30 protein-coding genes are annotated in these 26,037 nt (G+C 43.6%); 29 read left to right on the top strand and 1 reads right to left on the bottom strand.

Annotated elements, in window-relative coordinates; all coding sequences use genetic code 11:
- The 28 genes from OW255_RS16255 (at position 1) to OW255_RS16120 (ending at position 23,869) form a co-directional block, all read left to right on the top strand.
- Positions 1-522: a stage III sporulation protein AB gene (locus OW255_RS16255; RefSeq protein WP_024838703.1), complete on the top strand. Its 522-nt coding sequence runs from the start codon at positions 1-3 to the stop codon at positions 520-522.
- A 10-nt stretch (positions 523-532) separates the two neighbouring features.
- Positions 533-727 (top strand): stage III sporulation protein AC, encoded by a 195-nt coding sequence (gene spoIIIAC, locus OW255_RS16250; RefSeq protein WP_024838702.1) that lies wholly within the window; start codon positions 533-535, stop codon positions 725-727.
- An 8-nt stretch (positions 728-735) separates the two neighbouring features.
- Positions 736-1,122, top strand: a complete 387-nt coding sequence (gene spoIIIAD / locus OW255_RS16245; RefSeq protein ID WP_268114661.1) for a stage III sporulation protein AD — start codon at positions 736-738, stop codon at positions 1,120-1,122.
- A gap of 17 nt (positions 1,123-1,139) precedes the next feature.
- Positions 1,140-2,324 carry a stage III sporulation protein AE gene (locus tag OW255_RS16240; RefSeq protein WP_024838700.1) on the top strand — a complete coding sequence of 395 codons (1,185 nt, stop codon included), beginning with the start codon at positions 1,140-1,142 and terminating at the stop codon, positions 2,322-2,324.
- Between the two features lie 5 nt (positions 2,325-2,329).
- The gene (locus tag OW255_RS16235; protein WP_268114660.1) at positions 2,330-3,001 is read left to right on the top strand and encodes a stage III sporulation protein AF; all 672 of its coding nucleotides are present in this window, start codon (positions 2,330-2,332) and stop codon (positions 2,999-3,001) included.
- On the top strand, positions 2,949-3,575 hold the full coding sequence (locus OW255_RS16230) for a stage III sporulation protein AG (RefSeq protein ID WP_268114659.1): 627 nt from the start codon (positions 2,949-2,951) through the stop codon (positions 3,573-3,575). The genes OW255_RS16235 and OW255_RS16230 overlap by 53 nt, the downstream gene beginning before the upstream one ends.
- 15 nt (positions 3,576-3,590) lie before the next feature.
- Positions 3,591-4,442 carry a SpoIIIAH-like family protein gene (locus tag OW255_RS16225; RefSeq protein ID WP_268114658.1) on the top strand — a complete coding sequence of 284 codons (852 nt, stop codon included), beginning with the start codon at positions 3,591-3,593 and terminating at the stop codon, positions 4,440-4,442.
- A gap of 77 nt (positions 4,443-4,519) precedes the next feature.
- Positions 4,520-4,906, top strand: a complete 387-nt coding sequence (locus OW255_RS16220) for an Asp23/Gls24 family envelope stress response protein (RefSeq protein ID WP_024838696.1) — start codon at positions 4,520-4,522, stop codon at positions 4,904-4,906.
- A gap of 153 nt (positions 4,907-5,059) precedes the next feature.
- The gene (locus OW255_RS16215; RefSeq protein ID WP_268114657.1) at positions 5,060-6,487 is read left to right on the top strand and encodes a sensor domain-containing diguanylate cyclase; all 1,428 of its coding nucleotides are present in this window, start codon (positions 5,060-5,062) and stop codon (positions 6,485-6,487) included.
- A 115-nt stretch (positions 6,488-6,602) separates the two neighbouring features.
- The gene (nusB, locus tag OW255_RS16210; protein ID WP_024838694.1) at positions 6,603-7,046 is read left to right on the top strand and encodes a transcription antitermination factor NusB; all 444 of its coding nucleotides are present in this window, start codon (positions 6,603-6,605) and stop codon (positions 7,044-7,046) included.
- 1 nt (position 7,047) lies between these two features.
- The gene (gene xseA, locus OW255_RS16205; RefSeq protein WP_024838693.1) at positions 7,048-8,346 is read left to right on the top strand and encodes an exodeoxyribonuclease VII large subunit; all 1,299 of its coding nucleotides are present in this window, start codon (positions 7,048-7,050) and stop codon (positions 8,344-8,346) included.
- Positions 8,347-8,357: 11 nt separating this feature from the next.
- A complete protein-coding gene (gene xseB, locus OW255_RS16200) occupies positions 8,358-8,570 on the top strand; it encodes an exodeoxyribonuclease VII small subunit (protein WP_024838692.1) in 213 nt (70 codons plus the stop codon).
- Positions 8,548-9,447: a polyprenyl synthetase family protein gene (locus tag OW255_RS16195; RefSeq protein WP_197029695.1), complete on the top strand. Its 900-nt coding sequence runs from the start codon at positions 8,548-8,550 to the stop codon at positions 9,445-9,447. The genes xseB and OW255_RS16195 overlap by 23 nt, the downstream gene beginning before the upstream one ends.
- Positions 9,448-9,463: 16 nt before the next feature.
- A complete protein-coding gene (dxs, locus tag OW255_RS16190) occupies positions 9,464-11,389 on the top strand; it encodes a 1-deoxy-D-xylulose-5-phosphate synthase (RefSeq protein ID WP_024838690.1) in 1,926 nt (641 codons plus the stop codon).
- Positions 11,386-12,201: a TlyA family RNA methyltransferase gene (locus OW255_RS16185; protein ID WP_268114656.1), complete on the top strand. Its 816-nt coding sequence runs from the start codon at positions 11,386-11,388 to the stop codon at positions 12,199-12,201. Before dxs ends, OW255_RS16185 begins: the two co-directional genes overlap by 4 nt.
- Positions 12,202-12,212: 11 nt before the next feature.
- Positions 12,213-13,070 carry an NAD(+)/NADH kinase gene (locus tag OW255_RS16180; protein ID WP_268114655.1) on the top strand — a complete coding sequence of 286 codons (858 nt, stop codon included), beginning with the start codon at positions 12,213-12,215 and terminating at the stop codon, positions 13,068-13,070.
- 12 nt (positions 13,071-13,082) lie between these two features.
- A complete protein-coding gene (argR, locus tag OW255_RS16175) occupies positions 13,083-13,532 on the top strand; it encodes an arginine repressor (protein WP_024838687.1) in 450 nt (149 codons plus the stop codon).
- A gap of 10 nt (positions 13,533-13,542) precedes the next feature.
- Entirely contained in the window at positions 13,543-15,216 is a 1,674-nt protein-coding gene (gene recN / locus OW255_RS16170; RefSeq protein ID WP_024838686.1) for a DNA repair protein RecN, read from the top strand.
- Between the two features lie 100 nt (positions 15,217-15,316).
- Positions 15,317-16,591, top strand: a complete 1,275-nt coding sequence (gene spoIVB, locus OW255_RS16165) for a SpoIVB peptidase (RefSeq protein WP_024838685.1) — start codon at positions 15,317-15,319, stop codon at positions 16,589-16,591.
- A 476-nt stretch (positions 16,592-17,067) separates the two neighbouring features.
- Entirely contained in the window at positions 17,068-17,874 is an 807-nt protein-coding gene (gene spo0A / locus OW255_RS16160) for a sporulation transcription factor Spo0A (protein WP_024838684.1), read from the top strand.
- A 107-nt stretch (positions 17,875-17,981) separates the two neighbouring features.
- On the top strand, positions 17,982-19,427 hold the full coding sequence (gene glgA, locus OW255_RS16155) for a glycogen synthase GlgA (RefSeq protein ID WP_268114654.1): 1,446 nt from the start codon (positions 17,982-17,984) through the stop codon (positions 19,425-19,427).
- 37 nt (positions 19,428-19,464) lie between these two features.
- Positions 19,465-20,034: an HD domain-containing protein gene (locus OW255_RS16150; RefSeq protein WP_024838682.1), complete on the top strand. Its 570-nt coding sequence runs from the start codon at positions 19,465-19,467 to the stop codon at positions 20,032-20,034.
- Positions 20,035-20,047: 13 nt separating this feature from the next.
- Complete coding sequence (locus tag OW255_RS16145) at positions 20,048-20,506, top strand: divergent PAP2 family protein (RefSeq protein ID WP_034599603.1); 459 nt, start codon at positions 20,048-20,050, stop codon at positions 20,504-20,506.
- Positions 20,507-20,617: 111 nt separating this feature from the next.
- Positions 20,618-21,175, top strand: a complete 558-nt coding sequence (locus OW255_RS16140) for a putative ABC transporter permease (protein ID WP_024838680.1) — start codon at positions 20,618-20,620, stop codon at positions 21,173-21,175.
- A 56-nt stretch (positions 21,176-21,231) separates the two neighbouring features.
- Entirely contained in the window at positions 21,232-21,819 is a 588-nt protein-coding gene (locus OW255_RS16135) for a Maf family protein (protein WP_035318573.1), read from the top strand.
- 10 nt (positions 21,820-21,829) lie between these two features.
- Entirely contained in the window at positions 21,830-22,615 is a 786-nt protein-coding gene (locus OW255_RS16130) for an HAD family hydrolase (protein WP_268114653.1), read from the top strand.
- Positions 22,616-22,634: 19 nt separating this feature from the next.
- Positions 22,635-23,606: a peptidylprolyl isomerase gene (locus OW255_RS16125; protein WP_268114652.1), complete on the top strand. Its 972-nt coding sequence runs from the start codon at positions 22,635-22,637 to the stop codon at positions 23,604-23,606.
- A gap of 26 nt (positions 23,607-23,632) precedes the next feature.
- The gene (locus OW255_RS16120) at positions 23,633-23,869 is read left to right on the top strand and encodes a hypothetical protein (RefSeq protein ID WP_268114651.1); all 237 of its coding nucleotides are present in this window, start codon (positions 23,633-23,635) and stop codon (positions 23,867-23,869) included.
- Between the two features lie 205 nt (positions 23,870-24,074).
- On the opposite strand, the gene OW255_RS16115 is transcribed toward OW255_RS16120, so the two are convergent.
- Complete coding sequence (locus tag OW255_RS16115) at positions 24,075-25,361, bottom strand: M18 family aminopeptidase (protein WP_268114650.1); 1,287 nt, start codon at positions 25,359-25,361, stop codon at positions 24,075-24,077.
- A gap of 154 nt (positions 25,362-25,515) precedes the next feature.
- On the opposite strand from OW255_RS16115, the gene OW255_RS16110 reads away from it, so the two are divergent.
- On the top strand, positions 25,516-26,013 hold the full coding sequence (locus tag OW255_RS16110; RefSeq protein WP_024838675.1) for a DUF5721 family protein: 498 nt from the start codon (positions 25,516-25,518) through the stop codon (positions 26,011-26,013).
- Positions 26,014-26,037: the final 24 nt, after the last annotated feature.

The following is a 26,037-nucleotide window of genomic DNA, read 5'->3' as shown; positions in this document are numbered from 1 at the left end:
ATGTATATAAAGCTATTGGGTGCCGTACTTGTCATCGTATCCTCATCAGGACTCGGCTGTTACATGGCAGCTCAGTGGGGGGAACATCTAAAAACAATGGAGACCTTAAAAAAGATGATTCTTCTATTAAAAGGAGAAATTGTATACGCCAATTCTCCCCTGACAGAAGCCTTTGAACGGACTGGGAAAAAGGCTGGAGGAGGGCTGGGGGATCTTTTTGTAGCAGTGGCAGAGAGGCTGATGAGACAGCAGGCAGAACCATTTTATACGGTCTGGCAGGAAGAGATTGATCACCTTCCAAAAGAAGTCTGCCTGTCCAAAGAGGACAAACAGCATTTAAAAGGACTGGGAGAGCATCTGGGTTATCTTGATATGGATATGCAGGAGAGGAACATTCTTTTGTACTTAGAGCAGCTTGACTTAACCATTGATTATTTAAGAAAACATAAGCAGGAAAAGAGCCGCCTTTATACCACTCTGGGAATCATGGGCGGACTATTCCTTACAATCGTAATGTATTAAGGAGGATGGCATGGGGGTCAATTTGATATTTAAAATTGCAGCAGTTGGAATTCTGGTTTCCGTCATATGTCAGGTCTTAAAGCATAGCGGACGGGAAGAGCAGGCATTCTTAACAAGCCTTGCGGGGCTGGTCCTGGTGCTGTTCTGGCTTGTACCTTACATATACCAGTTGTTTGAATCTATCAAAAATCTGTTTGCATTGTAGGTGAGCGCATGACGGTAGTAACCATTGCCGTAACCGGAATTATCGCGGTTATAATGGCAGTCTCTTTAAAAGGACTTAAGGTGGAATATGGGACCTATGTGGTCATGGCGGCAGGCTTACTTATCTTCTTCTATGGTATGGGAAAGCTTACCTCCATACTGGATACCATGAAAGAGATCCAGAACTATATAAAGATCAACAACATCTATCTGTCCACCCTGATAAAAATGATCGGCATCACCTACATCGCAGAATTTGCCGCAGGCATCTGCAAGGATGCGGGCTATGGGGCCATTGGAACGCAGATTGAAATATTTGGAAAGCTTTCAGTACTGGCAGTCAGCATGCCAATCTTATTGGCGCTTATTGAAACGCTCCAGACATTTGTATCATAACAGAAGGGAGAAAGGCCATGAAACGAATCACTTTTTTCCTTGTTTGCTTTTTATATCTTCTGGCTTTTCCCATGAGCTGCCTAGGCGCAGATATAAATTCCCAGAAAGAATATAAAGAAGGAGACCCGGGGACGGACAACCTGGATCTGGATCAATACGATTTATCTGACATTCAAAAGTTTCTGGACGGAAGAAATGGGACAAAGGGTCTTAACCTTTCCTTTAAACAGCTGATGTTCGATCTGATGAATGGAAAGCTTGATCAGGTAATGGGACAAGTAGGAAATGCCATTAAGGAGCTTTTGCTGGGCGAAATTAAAACCAATGGGCACATGATGGGACAGATTATCATACTTGGCATCATTGGAGCAGTATTTTCCAATTTCTCCAGTGTATTTTCCGGAAGTCAGATTTCAGAAACCGGATTTTTTGTTACATATCTTCTATTGTTTACTTATCTGGCGGCCAGCTTCTTTACCAGTGTCTCCATTGCGGGAGATGTCATTGGCCAGATTCTGGGATTTATGAAAGCCCTGCTTCCCGCCTATTTCCTGGCGGTGGCATTTGCAGGAGGAAGCACGGCAGCGGCAGCTTCCTATGGATTTACCCTGTTTGTAATTGCGGCAGCACAGTGGCTCTTAGGACAGGTCCTATTAAGCCTGATTAAAGTCTACGCTCTTCTTGTCATGGCAGGTCATATTGCAAAGGAAGACATGCTCTCTAAGATGACAGAGCTCCTGGAGCAGATTATCTCCTGGAGCGTAAAGACCATGATTGGGGTTGTTTTAGGGTTCCAGATTATACAGGGCATGGTACTCCCATACGTAGATTCCATGAAGACCGGGGCCATTCAGAAACTGGCGGGAGCTATTCCGGGAATTGGAAATAGCATAGGCTCCGTATCCCAGATGGTTCTTGGTTCCGGTGTTGTAATAAAAAACACCATTGGTGCAGCTGGAATTGTCATACTTTTAATAATTGCTGCCATTCCCCTAATAAAGCTGGTGGTTTTGATGCTTCTTTATAAATGTGTGGCAGCCCTCTTACAGCCGGTCTGTGATAAGAGGATCGTCTCCTGTATCTCTGATATCGCTAAGGGGCACAAGCTGCTTCTTTCCATAACAGCTTCTGCTGTCATGCTCTTTGTAATAACCATAGCTCTTGTATGTGCATCGACGAATGCAACTTATTTTTCCGGGTGATTGACATGGAACAATTGTTTGATTGGATACGCAGCATTATATATTATCTTATATTTATCACAGTTGTGGTGAATCTTCTGCCTAACAAGAAGTATGAAAAATACATCCGCTTTTTTGCCGGAGTGGTACTGATCCTTCTTGTTCTAAAGCCGATTACAGGGGGGCTTAGGCTTGACGATACACTTGCCTACTATTTCGAATCCATCAGTTTGAAAAAAGAGGCAGGAGAGCTTACTGGAGAAATCGCAAAGATGGAAGGACAAAGGCTGAATAAAATGATGAGCAAATACGAGGAGGCTGTTTCCGGGGATTTAAAAACAATGGCAGCCTCTGCTGGTTTTGGGTGCAGCGTGTCAAAGGCAGAAATCAGCCAGGATCAGGACAGCAAGAAGTTCGGGCATGTGGTCCGGGTGTCCTTAATCCTTACGCCAGAAGTACAAAAAGGGCAAGAAGGCGAAGAAGGGGAAGAAGCTGTTCCTGCGGTGAAAGAAATCGAACCCATTGAAAAAGTGGCCAAAGTAGAAGGAGTAAAAATCACGGGTTCCCCTCCGAAGAAAGAAGAAAAAGGGAGACAAGAAGAAAATTCACAAGTATCAGGTCTTAGAAGGAAGATTGCTGAATATTATGATTTGGAGGAACAGGATATTGAAATTCAAGTGGAAGATGGGAAAGGATAAATGGCTGATCCTGCTGGCGGTTGGAATGATCATCCTGATCCTTGCGATTCCCTCCGGTCCAGGCAGTGCAGGAAAGACTGGAACAGCATCGGAGAGCAAAAATAAGACAGAGCTGCAAAAGGGAATTGTGACAGAGCTGCCAGAGAAAGATACGGCTGTAGCCGCAAACGCAGACAATACCTATGAGGAGCAGCTGGAATTAAGGGTGAGAAAGCTGTTAAAAACCGTAGATGGAGTTGGTCAGGTGGATGTGATGATCGTGCTGAAATCCTCAAAGGAAAAGGTGCTCAGGGTGGACAGAAACACAACCGATTCTTCCACCGTGGAAAATGACAGCTCCGGCGGAACCAGAAATATCACCAACAAAGAACAGCAGGAGAATACCATTTTGACCGGTTCTGGAGAAAATACGGCTCCTATTGTGGAGAAAGAGATAAGTCCGGAAATAGAAGGAATCATCATAAGTGCCCAGGGCGGAGGCAGTCCTACGGTGAAAGCAGAAATTTCCAGTGCCATGGAAGCATTATTTAACCTGCCCCCACATAAAATAAAAGTATTAAAGAGGGTGGAATAAAAAGGAGTGTCAGGTATGAGAAGTTGGAAAACAAGCAATGAACCAAATGTCCCTAAAACCCCAAAGAAAATGGATATGAAGAAACTGTTCAGAAGAAATCAGATCATCATTACCACACTGGCCGTTATGATAGCTGCCGCCGGGTATTTAAATTATGCCGGGAAACAGGAGGCGGTTTCAGGTAAAGATGTGTTTGAAGCAGGTATGACTGATATATCCGAAGAAGACGTCTTAGCGGAGAACAAAGCCTTAAATGAGAGTTCTTCCGGCCAGGATATTGCAAGTCTGGATCAGGATGCATCGGATATTGATAAACTGGCAGCCGCAGAAACAACGTCAGAAGGAAACAAAGACGTTGCAAACTCTGAGAGCACAGCAGCAGGCGAGACAAAGGCAGCCGCAGAGCAGGTAGCAGCCGCAGACCAGGTAGCAGCCGCAGCCGAGACAAAAGCAGCAGACGCCGGACTTGATAATCCGGGAGAAGCCGTTTTAACAAGCGGAATGAGCGTAACAGATTACATATCCAGCGTACAGTTAAACAGAGAACAGGTAAGGGCAAGAAATAAAGAGACCTTAATGAATCTGATTAACAATCCGAACCTGGAAGAGTCCGCAAAACAGCAGGCCATTCAGGAAATGATTGATATGACAGCTGTTTCCGAAAAAGAAAATGCAGCAGAAACCCTTCTTCTTGCAAAAGGATTTTCAGATCCAGTCGTCAGCATTTCCAGCGGTAAAGTAGATGTTGTCATCAATGCCTCCAGCATCACCGATCCGCAGCGCGCACAGATTGAAGATATTGTAAAGAGAAAAGCAGAAGTCGGAGCAGAAAATATTGTGATCACCCTTATGAAGCTGGGTGAATAAAAAGCCTTTGCAAACGATGGACAATTTTGCTATAATGATTCCATAACCCGGAAAATTTAGTACAGGAGGGAATTGCTGTGGCAGAAGCAGAAATCAGAAATACTCACAAAGTATATGAAAAAGATAAAATCGGCGAAGTGCAGATTGCAGATGATGTAGTTGCTATCATCGCGGGTCTTGCTGCAACCGAAGTAGAAGGTGTAGATTCCATGGCGGGCAACATCACCAATGAACTGGTGGCGAAGCTGGGCATGAAAAATTTATCAAAAGGCGTTAAGGTCGAGCTGACTGAGGAGCATGTATCTGTGGATTTGTCCTTAAACATCAAGTACGGATACAGCATACCATCTGTCAGTGAGAAGGTTCAGGAAAAGGTACAGACTGCAATTGAGAACATGACAGGTCTTACGGTATTAGATGTAAATATCCGTATCGCCGGTGTTGCAATGGAAGAAAACAAATAGATGCAAATCTATCGCGGGGGTGGGCCACAAAGGTCCTTACCCCCGCTTTTCTTTTGCTTTTCGTAATAAAGTTTATCTTGTAATGAAAATGGACAGGATTTATAATGAACCATATGCATTAGGACAGGATGTTAAGGACAGGTGTTTTTTAATATGATAAATCATAGGGATGGGAATCATTACTTGCCAAAGATAATGGGAATGTTCGGGCTGGTGGTTTCGATAATCGCAGGAATCCTTGCGATGAATCTTTATTATTTCAGAGAAGTGGAAAAAAGTCTCGTAGATCAGACGTACCGGGATATTAAGCTTGAAAATGATAAGATTCTCAGCTATCTGCAGAACTTGACCGAGTCAAAGCTTGAATGGCTGGAACTGTTTGCCTCATTCTCTGATCCTCCCGATGGATCGGGAAACGAAAGCTGGTGGGAGCTGGTAGCGGAAAATGAGAAAGAAACCTCCAGATTAGGGGTGGCAGATGATAAGGGAACCATATATTATGGGAACCATGAGACTGCTGATATTTCCGGGAGAGCTTACTACCAGAAGGTCTTAAAGGGTGAAAAAAATGTTTCCAGGCTACTTCCCGGAGGCTTTGAGGGCCAGGATGGAATTGTTCTGGCAGTTCCTATCATTAGAGATTCTAAAGTAAAAGGCGCTGCCTGTCTGGAATACTCCGCAGCAGAGATAGAAAAGTACTTGGATGACAGTCCCTTAAGCCGTTACGGAGCCAATTTCATTTTTACTCAGGAAGGCCAGATCATGGTCTCAAGCTCAGGAATCGACCAAAAGGATACGGTATTCGAGCTTCTAAAAGATATGGAGTTTCGGGATGGACAATCCTTAGAGCAGATGAGGGAGGTCGTAAAAAGCGGACAGGCCGGATTTCTGATTTATTATGAGAATAATAAAAAACGGCTCTTGCTTTTTCAACCCACTGGAATTGAGGATTGGATGACAGCCTCCCTGGTAGAAGCTGAACGGTATGAAAGCATGCTAAACCGGATTCGGGGACTGACCCTTGGCTTTATTACAAGCTCCACGTTAATGCTGGTCTGCGCCATCCTTCTCATCCTTGGTATTCTTCATTACCGAAAGAAGGAAGAAAAAAGGGCGCAGAAGGATTATTTAACAGGAGTTTATACCCGGGAAACTGCAAGAAAGCTTGTGTCCCAGGGATTAAAAGGAGTGGGAAATAAACGATTCTACGCCTGCATGTTTCTTGATATAGATGATTTTAAAAAGATCAATGATACCTTCGGACACCACAAAGGTGACCTGGTTCTGGTAGAAGTGGGGCAGATTCTAAATGCCTGTACCAGACAGGAGGACGTCATCGTACGCTTCGGAGGGGATGAATTCTGTATCTGGCTCTTTGGCATGAGAGGCAGAAAGCAGCCGGAAGCCATAGCAGCCCGGATTTTAAATGCCTTTAATATCTCAGGGAATATCCATGCAAGCATTGGAATCACCCTGGTAGGCGAGAATGAAAATGATTACGATGCCATCTTAAAACGAGCGGATGAAGCTTTGTATCAGGCAAAGCGAAAAGGGAAGAACCAGTATGCCGTAAAACGGTGATAGTTTCATATAATCCACATACGGATAAGGAAAAGTTGCTATTGTATAATAAACCACGGTAAGGTATAATAATTCCAAACGCCCAGAAAAATTACCAACAGGAGGACCATGGTAAATGACCAGAAGTAAAATGCGTGAACACTGCTTTAAGCTGCTTTTTTGTGCGGATTTCCATCCGGCAGAGGAAAAGGACGAGCAGCTTATCCAATATTTTGAGGAACCAATGGAGTATGATTTCGACAAAGAAGGAAAGGAAGAGATCATACACGATGTGTCAATGAGCGGTGAGAATTCCGACCAGTTAAAAGAAAGAGCAGAAGCTGTCATGGTTAAGATACCGGAACTGGATCTTAAGATCAATGAAGTGGCAGAAGGCTGGAAGACAAAGCGTATGGGCAGAGCCGAACTTACAATCCTCCGTCTTGCTTTATATGAAATATTATTTGACGACGATGTTCCGGAAAAGGTAGCCATCAACGAGGCAGTGGAACTGGCTAAAAAGTACGGCGGGAACGAAGCTCCGGCATTTATCAACGGAGTCTTAGCAAAGCTGGTGTAATATGGCTGGCGCTTATTCTGTTTCCCAGGTCAATGCTTACATCAAGAATATGTTTGCCCAGGACTTTGCGCTGAACCGCATCTCTGTAAAAGGAGAAGTCTCCAACTGCAAGTATCATACCTCCGGACATATCTACTTTACCTTAAAGGACGGAAAATCGTCTATAGCTGCTGTGATGTTTGCCGGTTCCAGAAAGGGTCTTTCCTTTCAGATGGAAGAAGGCCAGCAGGTAACGGTAAAGGGGAGCATTGAGGTTTATGAACGGGATGGGCGCTATCAGCTCTATGCCCAGGAGATAACAAGAGAAGGGCTTGGAGATCTGTTTGAACGGTTCCAGAAGCTGCGTAATGAGCTGGAAGAGATGGGAATGTTCTCTGCGGAGTATAAAAAGCCCATTCCCAGGTATGCAAAGACCATAGGAATCGTAACAGCTCCCACCGGTGCAGCCATCCGGGACATTATGAATATATCGGCAAGGAGAAATCCTTACGTGCAGCTTTATCTCTACCCGGCTCTTGTCCAGGGAGAGAATGCAAAAGAGAGTATTGCAAAAGGAATCGAGGTACTGGACCAGATGGGGCTTGATGTCCTGATTGTGGGAAGGGGAGGCGGTTCCATTGAAGATTTATGGGCATTTAACGAAGAAATTGTGGCCAGAGCCATTTTCCAGTGCTCCACTCCAGTCATTTCTGCAGTCGGTCATGAAACCGATGTGACCATAGCAGATTATGTGGCGGATATGCGTGCTCCCACGCCTTCTGCCGCGGCGGAGCTGGCAGTTTTTGATTATTCCCTGTTTGAAGAGCAGAAGGAGCTGTACCGAAACACCTTAAAAAAGACCATGGAACGAAAGATGGAACGCTACCGCTTCCATGCGGACCAATATGGGTTACGGCTTAAGTATTTTGATCCGAGAAGAAGCATCCGGGAAAGCCGTCAGAGGCTTTCTGATCTGGAGATAAAGATCCAGACCATTTTGCTTTCCATGACCGCAGGCTATAAGGCAGATGCCGAAAACGCTGCCAATCGGATGAAGACTCTGTTAGAAAAGCAGACAGTCCGTGACAGGCACCGGCTTGAGTTGTTTGCCAGCCGTTTAGAGGCTCAGTCCCCCTTAAAGAAGATTGGCGGAGGATATGGATTCGTAACGGATCAAAAGGATCATAGAATTGATTCTGTGACCAAGGTAAAAGCTGGAGACGGCATTAAGGTCATCGTCAGGGATGGAAGTATGGAAGCAGTGATTTCCAGAATCAACCAAAGTGACGAGGAAAAAAAGGATGATCCGGATAGGAGATAAGGAGGTCCATCATGGCAGTGAAAAAAGAAAAGACCATTGAAGAGACGTTTGCTGAGCTGGAGGAACTGATCAAAAAGTTAGAGAGCGGAGAGTGCTCCCTGGAAGAGTCCTTTCAGCATTATGAAACAGGCATGAAGCTTGTAAAGTCCTGCAATGAGAAGATAGATAACGTAGAAAAGAAGATAATCGTATTAGAGGAAAATGGTGAAAAAAGTGAACTTTAATGAATTGTTTTCTGCCCGTATGAAAGAGGTCGGTCAGGTGGTGGAATCCTATCTACCTGAAGTGAGCGGCTATCAGGCCACTGTGCTTGAGGCCATGGATTACAGTGTGAAGGCAGGAGGAAAAAGGCTCCGCCCTATGCTCATGGAGGAGACATACCGCTTATTTGGCGGCAGTGGCAAAGAAATTGAGCCCTTTATGGCGGCCATTGAGATGATCCACACCTCATCCTTAATCCATGACGATCTGCCCTGTATGGATAATGACACCCTGCGCCGGGGGCTTCCTACGGCATGGGTGAAATTTGGCTACGACATGGCAGTTTTAGCTGGAGATGGACTTCTTATCTATTCCATGGAGACGGCGGCTAAGGCCCTTTCTATGACGGACAGAGCTGACCGGGTTGCCCGTTCTATGGGAATCCTGGCAGAAAAAACAGGAATTTTTGGAATGATCGGCGGACAGACTGTTGATGTAGAGCTTTCAGGAGAACCGGTTCCAAAAGAAAAACTTGAATTTATATACCGTTTGAAAACGGGTGCTCTCTTAGAAGCCTCCATGATGATTGGTGCGCTGCTTGGCGGAGCGGGGGAAGAGGAATTAAAACAGGTGGAACGTATGGCAGCCTTAATTGGTATGGCATTCCAGATCCAGGATGATATCCTTGATTTGACCAGCAGCAACGAGGTTCTTGGAAAGCCTGTATTAAGCGACGAAAAAAATCATAAAACTACCTATGTTTCCATCTATGGTATGACTAAGGCGAAGCAGGATGTGGAACGTATCTCAGAAGAAGCAGTTTCCGTTCTTCATGAGCTTCCGGGAAAGAATGAATTCTTGGAAGAACTGATCCGGATGCTGGTAAACCGTGAAAAATAAAGGATTTGATTAAAATATGATATTGGATAAGATAAACGGACCGGAAGACATCAAGAAGCTGAATAAGCAGGAGCTCGATGTCTTAAGCCAGGAAATCCGGGATTTTTTACTGGAAAAAATAAGCACCATAGGAGGCCATCTTGCTTCCAATTTAGGAGTGGTTGAGCTTACCATGGCTATTTATCTGGCCTTTGACCTTCCAAAAGATAAGGTGGTTTGGGATGTAGGACATCAGTCCTATACCCATAAGATATTAAGCGGAAGGAAGGCTGCATTTGATGAGCTTCGCCAGTTTGGCGGAATCAGCGGCTTCCCAAAGAGAAAAGAGAGCCCCTGTGATGCCTTTGATACAGGCCACAGCTCTACTTCTATTTCCGCAGGCCTTGGACTTGCTCAGGCAAGAGATGTTCTGGGAGAGGATCATTATGTGGTCTCTGTCATCGGAGATGGCGCCTTAACCGGAGGCATGGCCTATGAAGCCTTAAACAATGCGGCCAGGATGGAAAAGAATTTTATCATTATCCTAAATGACAATAACATGTCTATTTCCGAGAATGTAGGCGGTATGTCCACATATTTAAGCAGCATTCGAACGGGAGAAGGATATCTGGATTTAAAAAAACATGTGACCAATGTCCTTTCCAGGGTTCCTGTAGTCGGAGACTCTATTATTGAGAAAATCAGCCGTACCAAGAACGGAATCAAGCAGCTGCTGATTCCAGGCATGTTGTTTGAGAATATGGGAATTACCTATCTTGGTCCCATAGACGGTCATAATACAAAGGCGCTGACGAGAGCCTTTAGAGAGGCTAAGAAGCTTAATCATACGGTTCTGGTCCATGTCATTACCCAAAAGGGAAAAGGGTATTCTTTTGCAGAGAAGAATCCTTCCAGATTCCATGGAGTTGAGCCGTTTGATATCCTCACAGGGGAATCTAAAAAAGAAAAAAAGAACCCAAGCTATACGGATGTGTTCTCAAAGACCATATGCCGTCTGGCTGAGGCAGATGAAAAAATTGTGGCAGTTACGGCAGCCATGCCTGACGGAACCGGTTTAAAACGTTTCGCCAAACAGTTTCCGAACCGCTTTTTTGATGTGGGGATAGCAGAGCAGCATGCCGTAACCTCGGCAGCAGGAATGGCAGCAGGAGGTTTAAAGCCTGTGGTAGCTGTGTATTCCTCTTTTTTGCAGCGTGGATTTGATCAGGTGCTTCATGATGTGTGCATCCAGAATCTCCCTGTGGTATTTGCAGTAGACAGGGCCGGACTTGTGGGCAGTGACGGAGAGACCCATCAGGGAATCTTTGATTATTCCTTCTTAACAGCCGTTCCAAGTATGAGCGTTTTTGCGCCGAAAAACTTATGGGAGCTGATGGATGGGATGGAATTTGCCTTATCCTATGGCGCTCCTATAGCCGTTCGTTATCCAAGAGGAGAGGCATACCAGGGACTAAAGGAGTTTCGCAGTCCCATTGAATTTGGAAAAGGTGAGATGCTCTATAAAGAAAAGGACATCGCTCTTTTGGCAGTAGGAAGCATGGTCAGCACAGGAGAACATGTAAGAGAAAAGCTGAAAGCAGACGGCTGGAACTGTACCCTTGCAAACGGACGGTTCATTAAGCCCTTTGACAAAGAACTGGTTGATTCTCTGGCGAAAGACCATTGGCTTATGGTTACCATGGAAGAGAATGTACTTCAGGGCGGCTATGGCCTTAATATAACCAATTATATTCATGAGAATTATCCCCATATAAAGGTGGTAAACATTGCATTGCCGGATTCTTATGTAGAACATGGCAACGTATCCCTTCTTAGAAAAGGGTTGGGGATTGACAGCGATTCCATTATCTGGCGATTGAAAAAAGAGTATCTTGATCTGGAACGCCAGGATACCGAATGGAAACATTATAAAGACGAAACAGGGAAAGAGAAAAAGGAATGAAAGAAAGACTGGATGTGCTTTTAGTAAAGCAGGGCCTGGCAGAGTCCAGAGAAAAAGCCAAAGCCCTTATCATGTCTGGAATCGTCTATGTGGACGGAGACAAAGAAGACAAGGCAGGAACCGCTTTTCCTGAAACTTCTGTCATTGAAGTGAGAGGGAACACCTTAAAATATGTAAGCCGGGGCGGATTAAAGCTTGAGAAGGCTATGACTCATTTTGATGTGACTCTTATGGGTAAGGTCTGTATGGACGTTGGTTCTTCCACCGGCGGCTTTACCGATTGCATGCTGCAAAATGGTGCGGTCAAGGTGTATGCAGTGGATGTGGGACACGGTCAGCTTGCCTGGAAGCTGAGGGAAGATAAGCGAGTGGTCTGCATGGAGAAAACCAACATCAGGTATGTGACACCGGAAGACATTGGAGATCCCATTGAATTTTCATCCATTGACGTTTCTTTTATATCTTTAACAAAGGTATTAGGCCCAGTCAAAAATCTTCTTAAGGAAGACGGAGAGATTGTCTGTCTCATTAAGCCCCAATTTGAAGCAGGCCGTGAAAAGGTTGGCAAAAAAGGGGTGGTCAGAGAAAAGTCAGTCCACCTTGAGGTAATAGAAGCGGTAATCCAATATGCACTTTCCATCGGTTTTTCCGTCCTTCATCTGGAGTTTTCTCCGATCAAAGGCCCGGAAGGGAATATTGAATATTTACTACATTTGAAAAACTGCCAGTCAGAGGGATTATCTCCAAGCATGGAGGCAGATCCGGAGCGGGTTGTTGCTGAGGCTCATGAACAGCTAAGTGGTGGCAGGTAAGGAGCAATTATATGAAACATTTTTATGTAATCATGAATCCGGATAAGGAAGGTGCGAAGGAGACTGCAGATACCATCAGTCAATATCTTTTATCTCATGGCGCTACTTGTGTCATTGGAGGAAGCAATAAAAAAGAAGATTATCCGGGCAGCCATTATACGGACTCAGCCATGGTACCTGAAGAAACAGACTGTATCATCACCCTTGGGGGAGATGGCACCCTCATTCAGGCAGCCAGAGACTTGGCCGGCCGTAACATTCCCATACTTGGAATCAACCGGGGCACACTTGGATACCTGACCCAGATATCCCGCACCGAAGAGATATACGGAGCTCTTGCCTCCCTCCTTTCAGGAGATTACACACTGGAAGAACGGATGATGTTACATGGTTCCATCACCCGCTCCGGTGAAAAAATATTTCAGGATATTGCCTTAAATGAGATCGTTATTATCAGAAACCAGAAGCTGAAGGTTCTTAAATTTAAGGTTTTTGTCAATGGAGAATACTTTAATGAGTACCGGGCGGATGGCCTCATAGCTGCAACTCCAACTGGTTCTACGGCTTATAACCTTTCTGCCGGAGGGCCGATTCTGGTGCCGGATTCCCGGATGCTTGTATTAACACCCATCTGTTCTCATGTTCTGGGAGCCAGAAGCATTGTTCTGTCTTCCGATGACTCCATACGGGTGGAGATGATGGGGCAGGAAGATATCTATCAGGAAGCAGTTTTTGATGGGGATACCCAAATGAGGCTTTGCCCCGGGGATATGGTGGAAATCGGCAGGTCAGAGGGTAAGACCATACTGGTTAAGCTGAAACATATCTCGTTTTTAGATAACCTGCGTAATAAGATGACCGGTATATAAGGAGGAAACATAATGAAACTGGAACGACACAGCAAAATTGTGGAACTCATCGGAAAACATGAAATCGAGACACAGGAAGAGCTGGCGGAATATTTAAATAAGGCTGGTTTTGCGGTAACTCAGGCTACCGTATCCAGAGATATCAGGGAGCTTAAATTAACAAAAGTTCCTTCAGAATCTGGAAAACAGCGTTATATGGTGCTTCAGAGCCAGAGCTCATTCAGCGATAAATATATAAGAATTTTAAAAGATGGATACTTGTCCATGGACATGGCACAGAACATTCTTGTCATTAAAACGGTCTCAGGTATGGCTATGGCTGTAGCTGCGGCTCTTGACGCCCTTCACTTTAATGAAATGGTGGGCTGCATTGCTGGAGATGACACCATCATGTGCGCCATAAGAAGCTCCGATGATACCATCCTGATGATGGACAAACTGAAAAAACTTATTACGGGATAAGGAGGCTGCCATGCTTTCAGAATTACACGTAAGAAACTTAGCCCTGATTGAAAAGGCCGATGTAGAATTTAAGGAAGGACTGAATGTCCTGACCGGTGAGACCGGTGCCGGAAAATCAATTATCATCGGCTCTGTGACCATAGCTTTGGGAGGCAAGGTACCCAAGGACATCATCAGAAAGGGCGCGGATTATGCTTATATTGAACTGATCTTTACGGTCAGCGATCCAGAAAAGCTTTCCATGTTAAAGGAATATGACGTCCATCCCGACGGCGATGGTACGGTAATCATTTCAAAAAAAATCATGCCTTCCAGAAGTCTGAGCAAAATCAATGACGAAACGGTGACCGCAGGAAAGCTGCGGGATATCACCGGACTATTAATTGATATCCATGGACAGCATGAACACCAGTCTTTACTCTACAAATCAAAACATCTCGAGATTCTGGACCGATACCAGGATAAAAAGTCCCATGAGCTAAAAGAGAATATTGCAGAAGCATACCGGGAATATTGCCGGCTAAAGGAACGTCTTTCTACCTTTGCTCTTGATGAAGAGACCAGACTCAGGGAAATGGATTTCATCCGTTTTGAGATGGAAGAGATAGAAAACGCTGATTTAAAGGATGGAGAGGAAGAAGAGCTTACTTCCAGATACCGCCTGTTTCTTCACGGAAAAAAAATAGCCGAAAGTCTTTCCCAAGCGTATTCTGCTGTGAGCACGGATTTAATCAGCCGGGCTTTAAAAGAGATGGAATCCGTTGCTTCTTATGATGAAAGGCTGTCAGCAATCAGAGATCAGCTGTTTGATGCGGACTCTATTTTAAGTGACATCAACCATGAAATTTCTTCTTATATGGATGATATGTCATTTGATGAGGAAGAATACAGTCAAATCGAGGAAAGGCTTGATGTCATACATAATCTGGAAGCCAAGTACGGCAAAAGTGTAAGTCAGATTTTTACAAATCTGGAAGAAAAAAGGATACGCTTACAGGAGCTTGAAGATTACGACAGCTTAAAGCGGAAAACAGAACAGGATATTAAGGAAATCGAGGATAAACTGGACGACTTATGCGGACAATTATCTTATATGAGAAAAGACACGGCAAAAGAACTGACAAAAAAAATCAAAGCAGGCTTAAATGATTTAAACTTTTTAGATGTGGAATTTTCTATGGAATTTAAACGTCTGGACCACTATACATCAAACGGTTATGACGAAGCAGAATTTGTTATTTCCACAAATCCTGGCGAATCCTTAAAGCCTCTTGGCCAGGTGGCTTCCGGCGGAGAGTTATCAAGAATCATGCTGGCAGTGAAAACAGTCCTTGCCGATTCCGATGATATCCCTACTTTGATTTTTGATGAAATCGACACTGGAATCAGCGGCAGGACAGCGCAGAAGGTATCAGAAAAGCTTTCCTATATCGCAAACAGCCATCAGGTGATCTTAATTACCCATCTGCCTCAGATTGCCGCTATGGCCGATGCTCATTTTGAAATTTTAAAATCGGCAAAAGATGGAATGACTCAAACCACCATTCGTACGCTGAATGATGGGGAGATGGTGGAAGAACTGGCAAGACTTCTCGGTGGTGCAAAGATCACGGAAGCAGTCAGAGAGAACGCCAGAGAGATGAAACGGCTTGCTGTCAAAAAAACAATGACCAAAATTAAATGAATTCAACTAAAATATGACAGAGTGTTTTTACTTTTTTCTCACATACTATGAGAGGAGCCAAAAAAATTGTCTCCTTTATTCTTCTAAGGAGGTATGTGAGATGGGTAAAAACAAAGTTCATAAGCTTATCGTGAGAGCGTTCTGGATCAGCCTGGTCTTTTGCATCGGGTTTTCCTGGTTCTATATGAAACGGGTGATCCCCGACAAATTGAATATTGTAGCAGAGGAAGAAGAACAATTTCATTTCTCCATGCCTTTTGATGTAACCCTCCATTCAGACAGTGAGGAAGTGGTCCTAAGCAATGGTTCCAATATCCCTTCCGATCAGATCCACCTGCAGTTAAACGAGCCCTTCTCTGTGTATTCTAAAAATCAGGGAAGCTACAAACTGGGCCTGAAGCTTTTTGGCTTTATTCAGCTAAAAGACATACAGGTCAACGTGGTAGATACCAAGTATGCCGTTCCATGCGGCACTCCAATTGGAATTTATTTAAAATCCAATGGTATCATGGTCATAGGTACTGGAGATGTAACAAAAAAGGACGGAATGACAACGGAACCAGCATTTGGCATTCTGCAATCTGGTGATTACATTGAAACCATTAACGGAACTCCGCTAAAAGACAAAGAAACCCTGATGAGTGAATTAAACAAGATAGGCGCTGCGGAAGCAATTTTAAAGGTCAGAAGAAATGGGGAAACCATTGATGTAAAGATGAATCCTGTTCAGACCGAAGATGGCACCTATAAACTCGGCGTCTGGGTCAGAGATGACACTCAGGGAATCGGTACCATGACCTATGTGGATATGAATGGTCAGTTCGGAGCACTTGGTCACGGAATCAGTGACAGTGATACCGGCAATGTAGTACAGATTACAGACGGCTCTCTCTATGAAACAGCAATTATGGGAATTGAAAAAGGCACCTTCGGGAAACCGGGAGTGATGAGCGGCATTATCTATTACGGCCCTGGCTCCACTCTTGGAACGATTACAGCCAACACAGAAGAAGGAATATTCGGAACAGTAAACGACCGCTTTAAGCAAAATATAAAGCAGGATGCCATACCCATCGGATACCGTCAGGATGTAAAAAAGGGCGTTGCATACGTCAGAAGTGATGTATCCGGTAAGATAAGAGATTATGAGATTGAAATACAGCGTGTGGATTACTCCACGGCTCACAAAAGCAAAGGAATGGTCATTAAAGTCACAGATCCGGATCTTTTAGCACTCACTGGAGGTATTGTCCAGGGTATGTCAGGAAGCCCTATTATTCAGGACGGTAAGCTCATTGGTGCGGTGACTCATGTTTTCATTCAGGATTCTACAAGAGGTTACGGAATCTTTATCGAGAACATGTTGAATCATTAAATTTTAATATGGTAGGAAAAGGACAGGATTGTAATGGGATTACAGTGCTGTCCTTTTCTTCTATTACATTCTGCCCGTAATGTTTGAAATGTATGTAAATAAATACTTTGAATCTCAAAAAATCTAAAAAAAAGTAAGATAAATTATATTAATCTGATGATTAACACTTTTCAAGGCAGAGGGAATATGTTAGTATAAGAACCAGGAATAGAACAAGGCCGGATTTTTTTGCCGACACGGAGCATCAAATTTCAACACTGGTTAAAAAGGGGGGCTGGGAGCGAATCAAGATGCAAAAAGGCATTTTATCGGTTCGACATTTTTAGAAATTTGGAAAAATTTGGAAATCAGCTTGTAAAAATCATTATTTGTCGAATCCTGCGATAGAATTCCATTGCGGCATAAGCTGAGGCAAGATTATAATGGCTATACACTAGTTTTATTTTATTTTTATGAATCAGGAGGAGAGTATTACTATGTCAGAAATCAGTATTGCAATTGCCGATGATAACCTTCAGACACTAAATCTGTTGAACGATATACTGGAAGGAGAGGAGGATTTCCACGTTGTAGGCAGAGCGGATAATGGCGAAGATGCTTATAACATGATCCTCAAAACAAATCCTGACGTTGTCTTATTGGATGTAATTATGCCGAGAATGGACGGAATAACAGTAATGGAACGAGTTAGGGGCAACGGTTCTGTTACAAAGATACCGTCGTTTATTATGGTAACAGCGGCAGGAAGCGAGAATATTACCGAAGACGCGTTTCGCATGGGAGCAAATTATTACATAATGAAACCATTCAATAAGGAAATTATCGTCGATAAGGTTCGAAGAGTGGGTCAGAGAAAGACAAAAGCACCTAATTTACAGGGGATGAAAAAGGTGAAGCCTTATGTCAATAAAACCGAATATATGGAGCAGAATCTGGAAAATGATGTAACACAGATGCTCCACGAAATTGGAATTCCTGCCCATATCAAAGGATACCAGTACCTTCGGGATGCCATTGTCATTTCTGTACAGGACCAGGAGATGCTTACTTCAGTCACTAAGATACTTTATCCTTCTATAGCTAAAAAACACCAGACAACACCAAGCAGAGTAGAAAGAGCCATCCGTCATGCGATCGAAGTAGCCTGGAGCAGAGGAAAGATGGATACCATCAATGAATTATTTGGTTATACGGTAAGTACTGGCAAAGGAAAACCCACAAACTCAGAGTTTATCGCATTAATCGCAGATAAAATACGACTTGATTACAAAAAACTTTCCTAAACTTTCCTAAATATACGGAAAGATACTTCCTTATTTCTTTAAAATGAAGTATACTATAGACTAACAGATGCCACCATTTTAGTGGTAAGGATAAGGGAGGTTTGTGGATGAAGAAGATACTTTTCGTAGCATCAGAGGCAGTACCTTTTATCAAAACTGGAGGACTTGCAGACGTTGTAGGTTCCCTTCCCAAGTGTTTTCCCAAAGAGCATTTTGATATCAGAGTCATGATTCCCAAGTATTTATGCATCAAAGAAGAACTGAGAAACCAGATGACCTATATTGATCACTTTTATATGGACTATCTGGATCAGAGCAGATATGTGGGAATTCTTCAATATGTTTACGAAGGTATCACGTTTTATTTCATAGACAATGAAAGTTATTTTAATGGCCCCAAACCATATGGGGACTGGTTATATGATTTGGAAAAATTCTGCTTCTTTTCAAGAGCAGCTTTATCCTCACTTCCGGTCATTGGATTTCAGCCGGATGTGGTACACTGCCATGATTGGCAGACTGCACTTATTCCTGTTCTGTTAAAGGATCGGTTTCATGACGGTGAATTTTTTCGCAGCATGAAGTCGGTGATTACGATCCACAACTTAAAATTTCAGGGCGTATGGGATGTAAAGACCATACAAAGGCTTACCTGCCTTCCGGATTATTATTTTACTCCGGACAAATTGGAGGCATATAAGGACGGTAACTTGCTAAAAGGCGGCATCGTATATGCAGATGCCATCACTACAGTAAGTGACACTTATGCAAAGGAAATTCAGATGCCCTTTTACGGAGAAGGCCTTGATGGCCTGATGCGTGCCAGGGAAGGCAGTCTTAGAGGTATCGTAAACGGGATTGATTACGAAGAATTCAATCCTGAGAATGACACATACATTGTACAGAATTATAATTTCGAAAACGTTCAAAACGAAAAGAGTAAGAATAAGACAGCTCTTCAAAAGGAACTTGGCCTTGCTCAGGATGAAAACAAATTTATGATCGGCATTGTATCCAGACTGACGGATCAGAAGGGACTTGACCTGATTCAGTGCATCATGGATGAACTGTGTCAGGATGAGATTCAGCTTGTCATCCTTGGAACCGGAGATGAACGTTACGAGAATATGTTCCGTCATTACGCATGGAAGTATCAGGATAAGGTTTCTGCGAATATATATTATTCAGAGGCCATGTCCCACAAGATCTATGCAGCATGTGATGCATTTCTCATGCCTTCCTTATTTGAACCATGCGGGCTCAGTCAGCTGATGTCGCTTCGCTATGGAACACTCCCCATTGTCAGGGAGACCGGAGGGTTAAAGGATACCGTAGAGCCTTACAATGAATATGAGAAGAGCGGGACCGGCTTCTCCTTCTCCAATTACAATGCCCATGAGATGCTTGGGATCATTCGGTATGCGGAAAGCATTTTCTACGATAAAAAGAAAGAGTGGAACCTGCTTGTCTGCCGTGCTATGACAAAGGATTTTTCATGGAAAACTTCTGCCATGAAATATCAGGAGCTTTACGACTGGCTCACTGGCTGCTAGCAGACTGAAATTACAGAAAAGAAATGAGTGAATAAAAATGAAAAGCATGCATTTCACCCGGGAAGAAAAAGAACTTGCCGTAACGTGGGCAGAAGATTCTTCCTGGGCTGAACAGGAAAACTACAATGCGGATCTGGTCTATATGGATTGTGTGAAAGATATCTTAGAGCACCCCATATTCCAGTCCATGGAAAACTATATGCAGCATGGGGATACAACCTGTAAACACCACTGCATCAAAGTATCCTATATGAGCTACAGTATCTGTAGAAGGCTGGGCTGGGACTATAAAGAAGTCGCCAGAGCCGGTCTTCTTCATGATTTATTTTTGTATGACTGGCATACCCATGCCAGAGAAACCGGGGAACATTTTCATGGTTTTACTCATCCCAGGACTGCACTGAATAACGCAGTCAAATACTTTGAATTAACAGAGAATGAAAAAGACATGATCCTGCGTCATATGTGGCCGTTAACCCCGATTCCGCCAAGGACCAGGGGAGGTCTGGTGATTGTTTATTCGGACAAATTCTGCGGTCTCGTAGAAACCGTAGCCAGGTTCAAACGCTGGTTTTTATTCAGCGTTGGCTGGAAAAGTACTGCATAAGATGGAGGAAACCATGAAATATTGGGATGATATACTGGGAAACCAGGTTTTAATGAGCGCTGTCACAGGCTGGATGGTGGCTCAGGTTTTAAAGACACTGATTGATCTTGCTCTTAATAGAAATTTTAATCCGGAGAGGTTAGTGGGGTCCGGGGGAATGCCCAGTTCTCACTCCTCTACGGTTTGTGCATTGACGACCGCTGCCAGCTACCGTTATGGCCCCGGCTCGTTTGAATTTGCAGTCTGCTTCGTGCTTTCCATGATTGTTATGTACGATGCGATGGGAGTCCGGAGAGAAACCGGACGGCAGGCAAAATTATTAAACAGCATATTGCTGGAAAACCCTTTAAAACTTAAGGGAGAGCTGATACAGGAGACATTAAAGGAATATGTTGGTCATACTCCTTTGCAGGTGGCAGCGGGAGCGCTCCTTGGCATACTCCTCGCCCTGTTTATGGCACAATATTATTAAATAAACAGAATTGTTTCCGTGAATCGTAAGAAATTAGACCTTGATTTCTTAAGATATCCATATTATACTTTAACAAGTTCAAAAATTGTCAAATTTGGAGGTAAAATGGGTATGACGATTTATCACAGGATCATATGTTTTTTCCTGTTCAGCTTTCTTGGATACCTTCTTGAATGTGTAGTACTCAGTTATGAAAATAAAAGGCCAGTGATCAATCGCGGTTTTGGACATGGTCCCTTCTGTATTATATATGGATTCGGTGCCATGGGAGCCATGATTCTTCTAAAGCCTCTTTCTGATAATCTTATTCTACTTTACATTGCAACAACGTTAATGGCTACGACCATGGAGCTCATTACGGCAAGAATGATGATTAAACTGTTTGGTTCCTTCTGGTGGGATTACAGCAGAAAACCATTTAACTACAAGGGCATTATCTGTTTGGAAAGCAGTGTTGCCTGGGGATTTTTAGGTATCTTTTATTTCCGGTTCCTGGATGGCTTTGTAAGCCAGATGGCAGGAGTGGTTCCGGAAGGTCTGGAGCGAATGGTGGCATTAAGCCTTTTGGCATTCTACATCGCCGACTTTATTTACACCATGAGACTGCAGCTTAAGTCATCTTGTGACGAAGACGATGCAACTATGATTGGTCGTTTGAAAGTATATTAATGAATGGCGGGATTCGATTCGGGTCCCGCTTATTTGTTCGTTTAAAAACAGGGAGGATGGATATGAAACAAATGAAAAAACTTGTGCTGGCATCTGCTTCTCCGCGTAGGAGAGAACTTCTTGCCCAGATCGGGCTTACCCCTTTGATTGAGCCAAGTACCTTAGAAGAAAAGGTTACCTCTTCCATACCTGAGGCCGTGGTTTCTGAGCTTTCCAGCCAGAAAGCCCAGGATGTGGCTAAGCACCAGGAACCAGGTACTCTTGTTATAGGCGCTGACACCGTAGTCGCCATGGACCAGCAGATTTTATTAAAACCTGTCAGCCATGAGGATGCTTACCGCATGATTTCCATGCTCCAGGGAAGAGATCATCAGGTTTATACCGGCGTCACCTTAATTTATTGTGGACAAACGGAGAAGAAGGTAAAGACCTTTGTGGAAAAAACAGATGTGACCCTATATCCCATGTCAGAAGAAGAGATAAAGACGTATGCCTTTAGTGAGGAGCCAATGGATAAGGCAGGAGCCTATGGAATCCAGGGGAATTTTGCGGCTTTTGTCAAAGGGATTGACGGCGATTACAATAATGTAGTAGGATTGCCAGTAGGACGAGTGTTTCAGGAGATAAAAGGAATGCTTGAATAGGAGGATTGTCATGATTAAGCTGATTGTATCAGATATTGACGGAACTTTGGTGCCTGACGGAAGCCATAAAATCAATCCGGAGATTTTTGATGTAATATTAAAACTGCGGGCTAAGGGAATTCAGTTTGCCGCCGCCAGTGGACGCCAGTGGGTGAGCATTGAATCTATCTTTCAGCCTGTGAAGGAAAAAATATTTTATTTGTCGGATAACGGAGCCTATGTAGGCTGTCACGGTAGAAATCTATTTCTAAATACCATTGAGAGACAGACGGTTATGGATATGATTCAGGAGGTACGTCGCACAGAAGGGCTGGAGCTTATGTTAAGCGGACCTGATGTGGTGTATGTGGAAACCAGGGATCAGGAGATCTTAGACTGGCTGATCCATGGATATAAGTTTCAGGTTCAGCAGGTGGATGATTTGACCAAGGTGGATTCGGAATTTATAAAGGTATCTGTGTACCGTAAATCTGAGGTGGAAGCCCATACCGTGGAGCTTAGGGCCAGATTTGCAGACCGTCTTAAGATTACCATTGCAGGAGAGATGTGGATGGATTGCATGAAGCCTGGAATCAATAAGGGGCAGGCAGTAAAGCTTCTTCAGGACAGTCTGATGATCAAACCCGAAGAGACCATGGTCTTTGGAGACCAGTTAAATGATATTGAGATGATGAGCCAGGCATACTACAGCTTTGCAGTAGGAAATGCCAGAGAAGAAGTAAAGAATGCGGCCAGGTTCCGTACCGATATAAATATCAATGACGGAGTGTTAAAAATACTGAAGCTGCTGTTGTAGCATGGAAAGAGGGAAGCACGTGAAAGGTGAAAAAAAACCAAGAGGAAGGATATTCCTGGCAGTTTTGGCACTTATTGCCCTGCTTACCGGTTGTAAGGCAGATATCCCCATTGTTTCTGAGATTGCGGAGACGAAGGCATATACACTGCCTCAATCCATGATCATCCTGGCAACGGAGAGAAACCGGTACCAACAAATATATACCAGCCAGATTTGGGGCATAGACCTGCCCGGAGATCAGAATTTTGAAACCTATCTCATAGAGCAGGTAAAAGAATTTCTCCAGGAGATGAAGATGATGAATCTTCTTGCAGAGAGTAAGGGAGTCACCCTTACCAGCAGTGAGAAAGAAAAGGTGCGTAAGGCATCGGATGAATACTTTGGATCCCTGACAAAAGAAGACATTGCCTATATGGGAATTACAGAAGAAGATGTCCACAGCATGTACGAGCAATATTACCTGTCCAATAAGGTGGTGACTGAATTAACGAAGGATATGAATCTGGAAATCAGTGACAGTGAAGCAAAGGTCATTATCGTAGACCAGATCGTTCTCACAGACAAGACCCAGGCGGATCAGGTTCTGTCCCTTACAACGGCTGAGGGAGCTGATTTTTCTGCCCTGGCAAGAGAGCATTCCATAGAGGAGACAATGGAACGCCATATTGGAAGAGGAGAGGTGTCCAAGGCCTATGAAGAGGCTGCATTTGCCTTGTTAGAAGGAGAAATCAGCCCTGTAGTGGAAGATAATGGAAGGTTTTACCTTATCAAATGCGTCGATGATTATGATGAGACAGCTACCCAGGAAAGAAAAGCCGGATTGTACCGGAAACGGAAAAAAGAAGCCTTTGACCAGATTTATAATAAATATAAAGAGGAAAATCCTGTGACCTTCAGCAATGAGATATGGAAGGATGTCAGGTTCTCCAAGGAAGATAAGACCACGACTACTAATTTTTTTGAAATTTACAAAAAATATGTAACGGATTGATAAAAAGAAAGGACGGCAGAAAGCAAATGAGCCAGAGAGATACCATTCGTAGAAGAAGCCACAGCCGAAGGCGCAGACAAAGCCGTGGGCGGGAAATTTTTGGAGGGTTCATGCTGTTTTTGTTTGTACTGATTCTGTTTGTAGGTGTCATAGCCGGAGGAGTTTATGGTTACCGCTATTGGGAAGGAAGCCGGACCTCCAATCAGCCTTTGGAAACAAGCCGGGAAGTAGTTCCGGAGACTATGCATGGAAATGACAAATAATAGCTTTTCCTTTGTACCAACAATTTCTCTCATGACCACTGCCTACCACAATGGTTTCATGTTAGCCTTAGTCCTTAGTTTTGTATTACTCATTCCAACTTTGTTCTTAACGAACAAGATATCTAAGAAATGATATAATAAAGGGTCTGTCACACGAATTACTTCCTGCGGCAGACCCTTATTTTGTATCGATATTGTTTCTGTTTTAAGCTTTAAAGAATTCAGTGGCAAGTTTTACAAGTGCAGCCTGGTCATGGGTGCCCATAAGCTCTCTGGCTGAATGCATGGCAAGCATAGGAACACCTACATCTACGGTGCGCATGGTCAAAAGGGCAGAGGAAATGCTGCCTAACGTGGAGCCACCTCTCATGTCGGAGCGGTTAGAGAATTTCTTATACGGTATGTCATTGGTTCGGCAGATGCCTTCAATAACTCCGGTGCTTGAGGCATCCGTAGCGTAAGACTGACTGGCAGCAAGCTTGATAGCAACGCCATCCCCCATGACAATCTGATTTTTAATGTCGCATTTTTCCCCATGGTTTGGGTGGAATGCGTGAGCCACATCCATGGAAAGCAGAAAACCGCTTAAAAGGCCGTTTAAGAAGGTTTCTCTTGTATATCCTAAGGATAAATATATCTTTTCAAGGACATGTTCTGTCATGGCAGAAGCTGCGCCCTGCTTTGTACTGCTTCCAATCTCTTCGTTGTCATATAAAGCAATCGCATGAATTCCTTCTTTACAGGGAGCTTCTATGATTGCATTTAAACATGCATGGACAGAGGTTATGTTATCCAGACGGGGAGCGGAAAAGAACTCATCGTGTAAACCAAGTAAGTCCCCGGCTTCCCGGCTGTAAACATAGATTTCATAATCCAGGATATCTTCCTTACTGACTCCCGCTTCTTTTGCCAGAGCATGAAGGAAAAAGTCTTTCTGATTTAATTTATCTTTGATCAGTGTAATAATAGGCAGCATATCCACCTGTGCATTAATGGGCACGCCATTATTTGCCTCTCTGTTCATGTGAATGGCAAGACTTGGTACCGTGATAATGGGACGAGCGAAGTCAACAAAAATAGTCTTTGGCTCCATCACGGATTTACCCATCACAGACACCTTTCCAGCCATGGAAAGGGGACGGTCAAACCAGGTATTAAGAAGAGGTCCGCCATAAACCTCCACGTTTAATTTTCCATAGTCTAAGGAAGTCAACTCAGGAGACGGCTTTACCTTTAAACAGGGCCAGTCCGTATGAGCCGCTGCCAGACGAAGGGAGGGAGTATCGGTAAGATTTTCTCCCACGGTAAATGCAATCAGGGAGGAATCAAAAACATTTATATAGTAGGATTCACCTTTTTTCAACTTCCAGGAAGCGGAGAGAGGCAGTTCTTTAAAGCCTGCGTCTTTTAACTGTTTGGAAGATGCCATAATGCAATGATAAGGAGAAACGGATGCTGCAATCAGGGCTTCTAACTCTTTGATGGTATTCATATGTTATCCTCTTTTCTTACTACTTTTTGTTTCCAGAGCGAAACTTATCTTTCTATTATAACACAGAAATGGAAGGTTTGGAATCCTTCGTTGACAGAGGTTTGGAATCCGTTGTATATTAAACAAAGAACAATCATGAATGGGAGATTATGAAATGATTTCAGTAAAAATTGAGGATATTAAATCCTTTACCTCCAAGCTTTTTGTAGGGGAAGTATTTGACCGCTTCCTGATCAAGGAGGCATCTATTTCGACCTATAATACATTTACCATAGACGGAACCATTAAAAGTGGATACTATTCCCAGGAGGAGCTGGAGGAGCAGAAGATAGGAACCTATTCCTCCTGGTCCACCCTAAAGCCGTTTTGCTTCTCCCTGATTAAGGGGAAGCGGCTGCCAGTAAGCTTTCGCATTATCCTATTGATGCCGGAAGAGGGGACAGAGCGTTTTCTCTCTGCAAGAAGAATCGGATTTCCCAAAGAACAGGTAAAGGGACTGTATGTCAATATCCGCTATGAGGAAGAAAAGCTGACCTGTATTACAGGAACTTCTGTCTCTGTGTTCACTTTGGACAAGACACTTGATGAAGAATGGGATGAAGGTTTTAAAAGTTTTTTAAAGAAAAACGAGATACCATTTGTAGAAGAATAATATTATTAGCACTCATTTTAAATG

Source organism: Lacrimispora xylanolytica, assembly GCF_026723765.1.
Lineage (GTDB): Bacteria > Bacillota > Clostridia > Lachnospirales > Lachnospiraceae > Lacrimispora > Lacrimispora xylanolytica.
The sequence above is the reverse complement of the archived record's forward strand: the minus strand, read 5'-3'. Positions and strand labels throughout refer to the sequence as shown.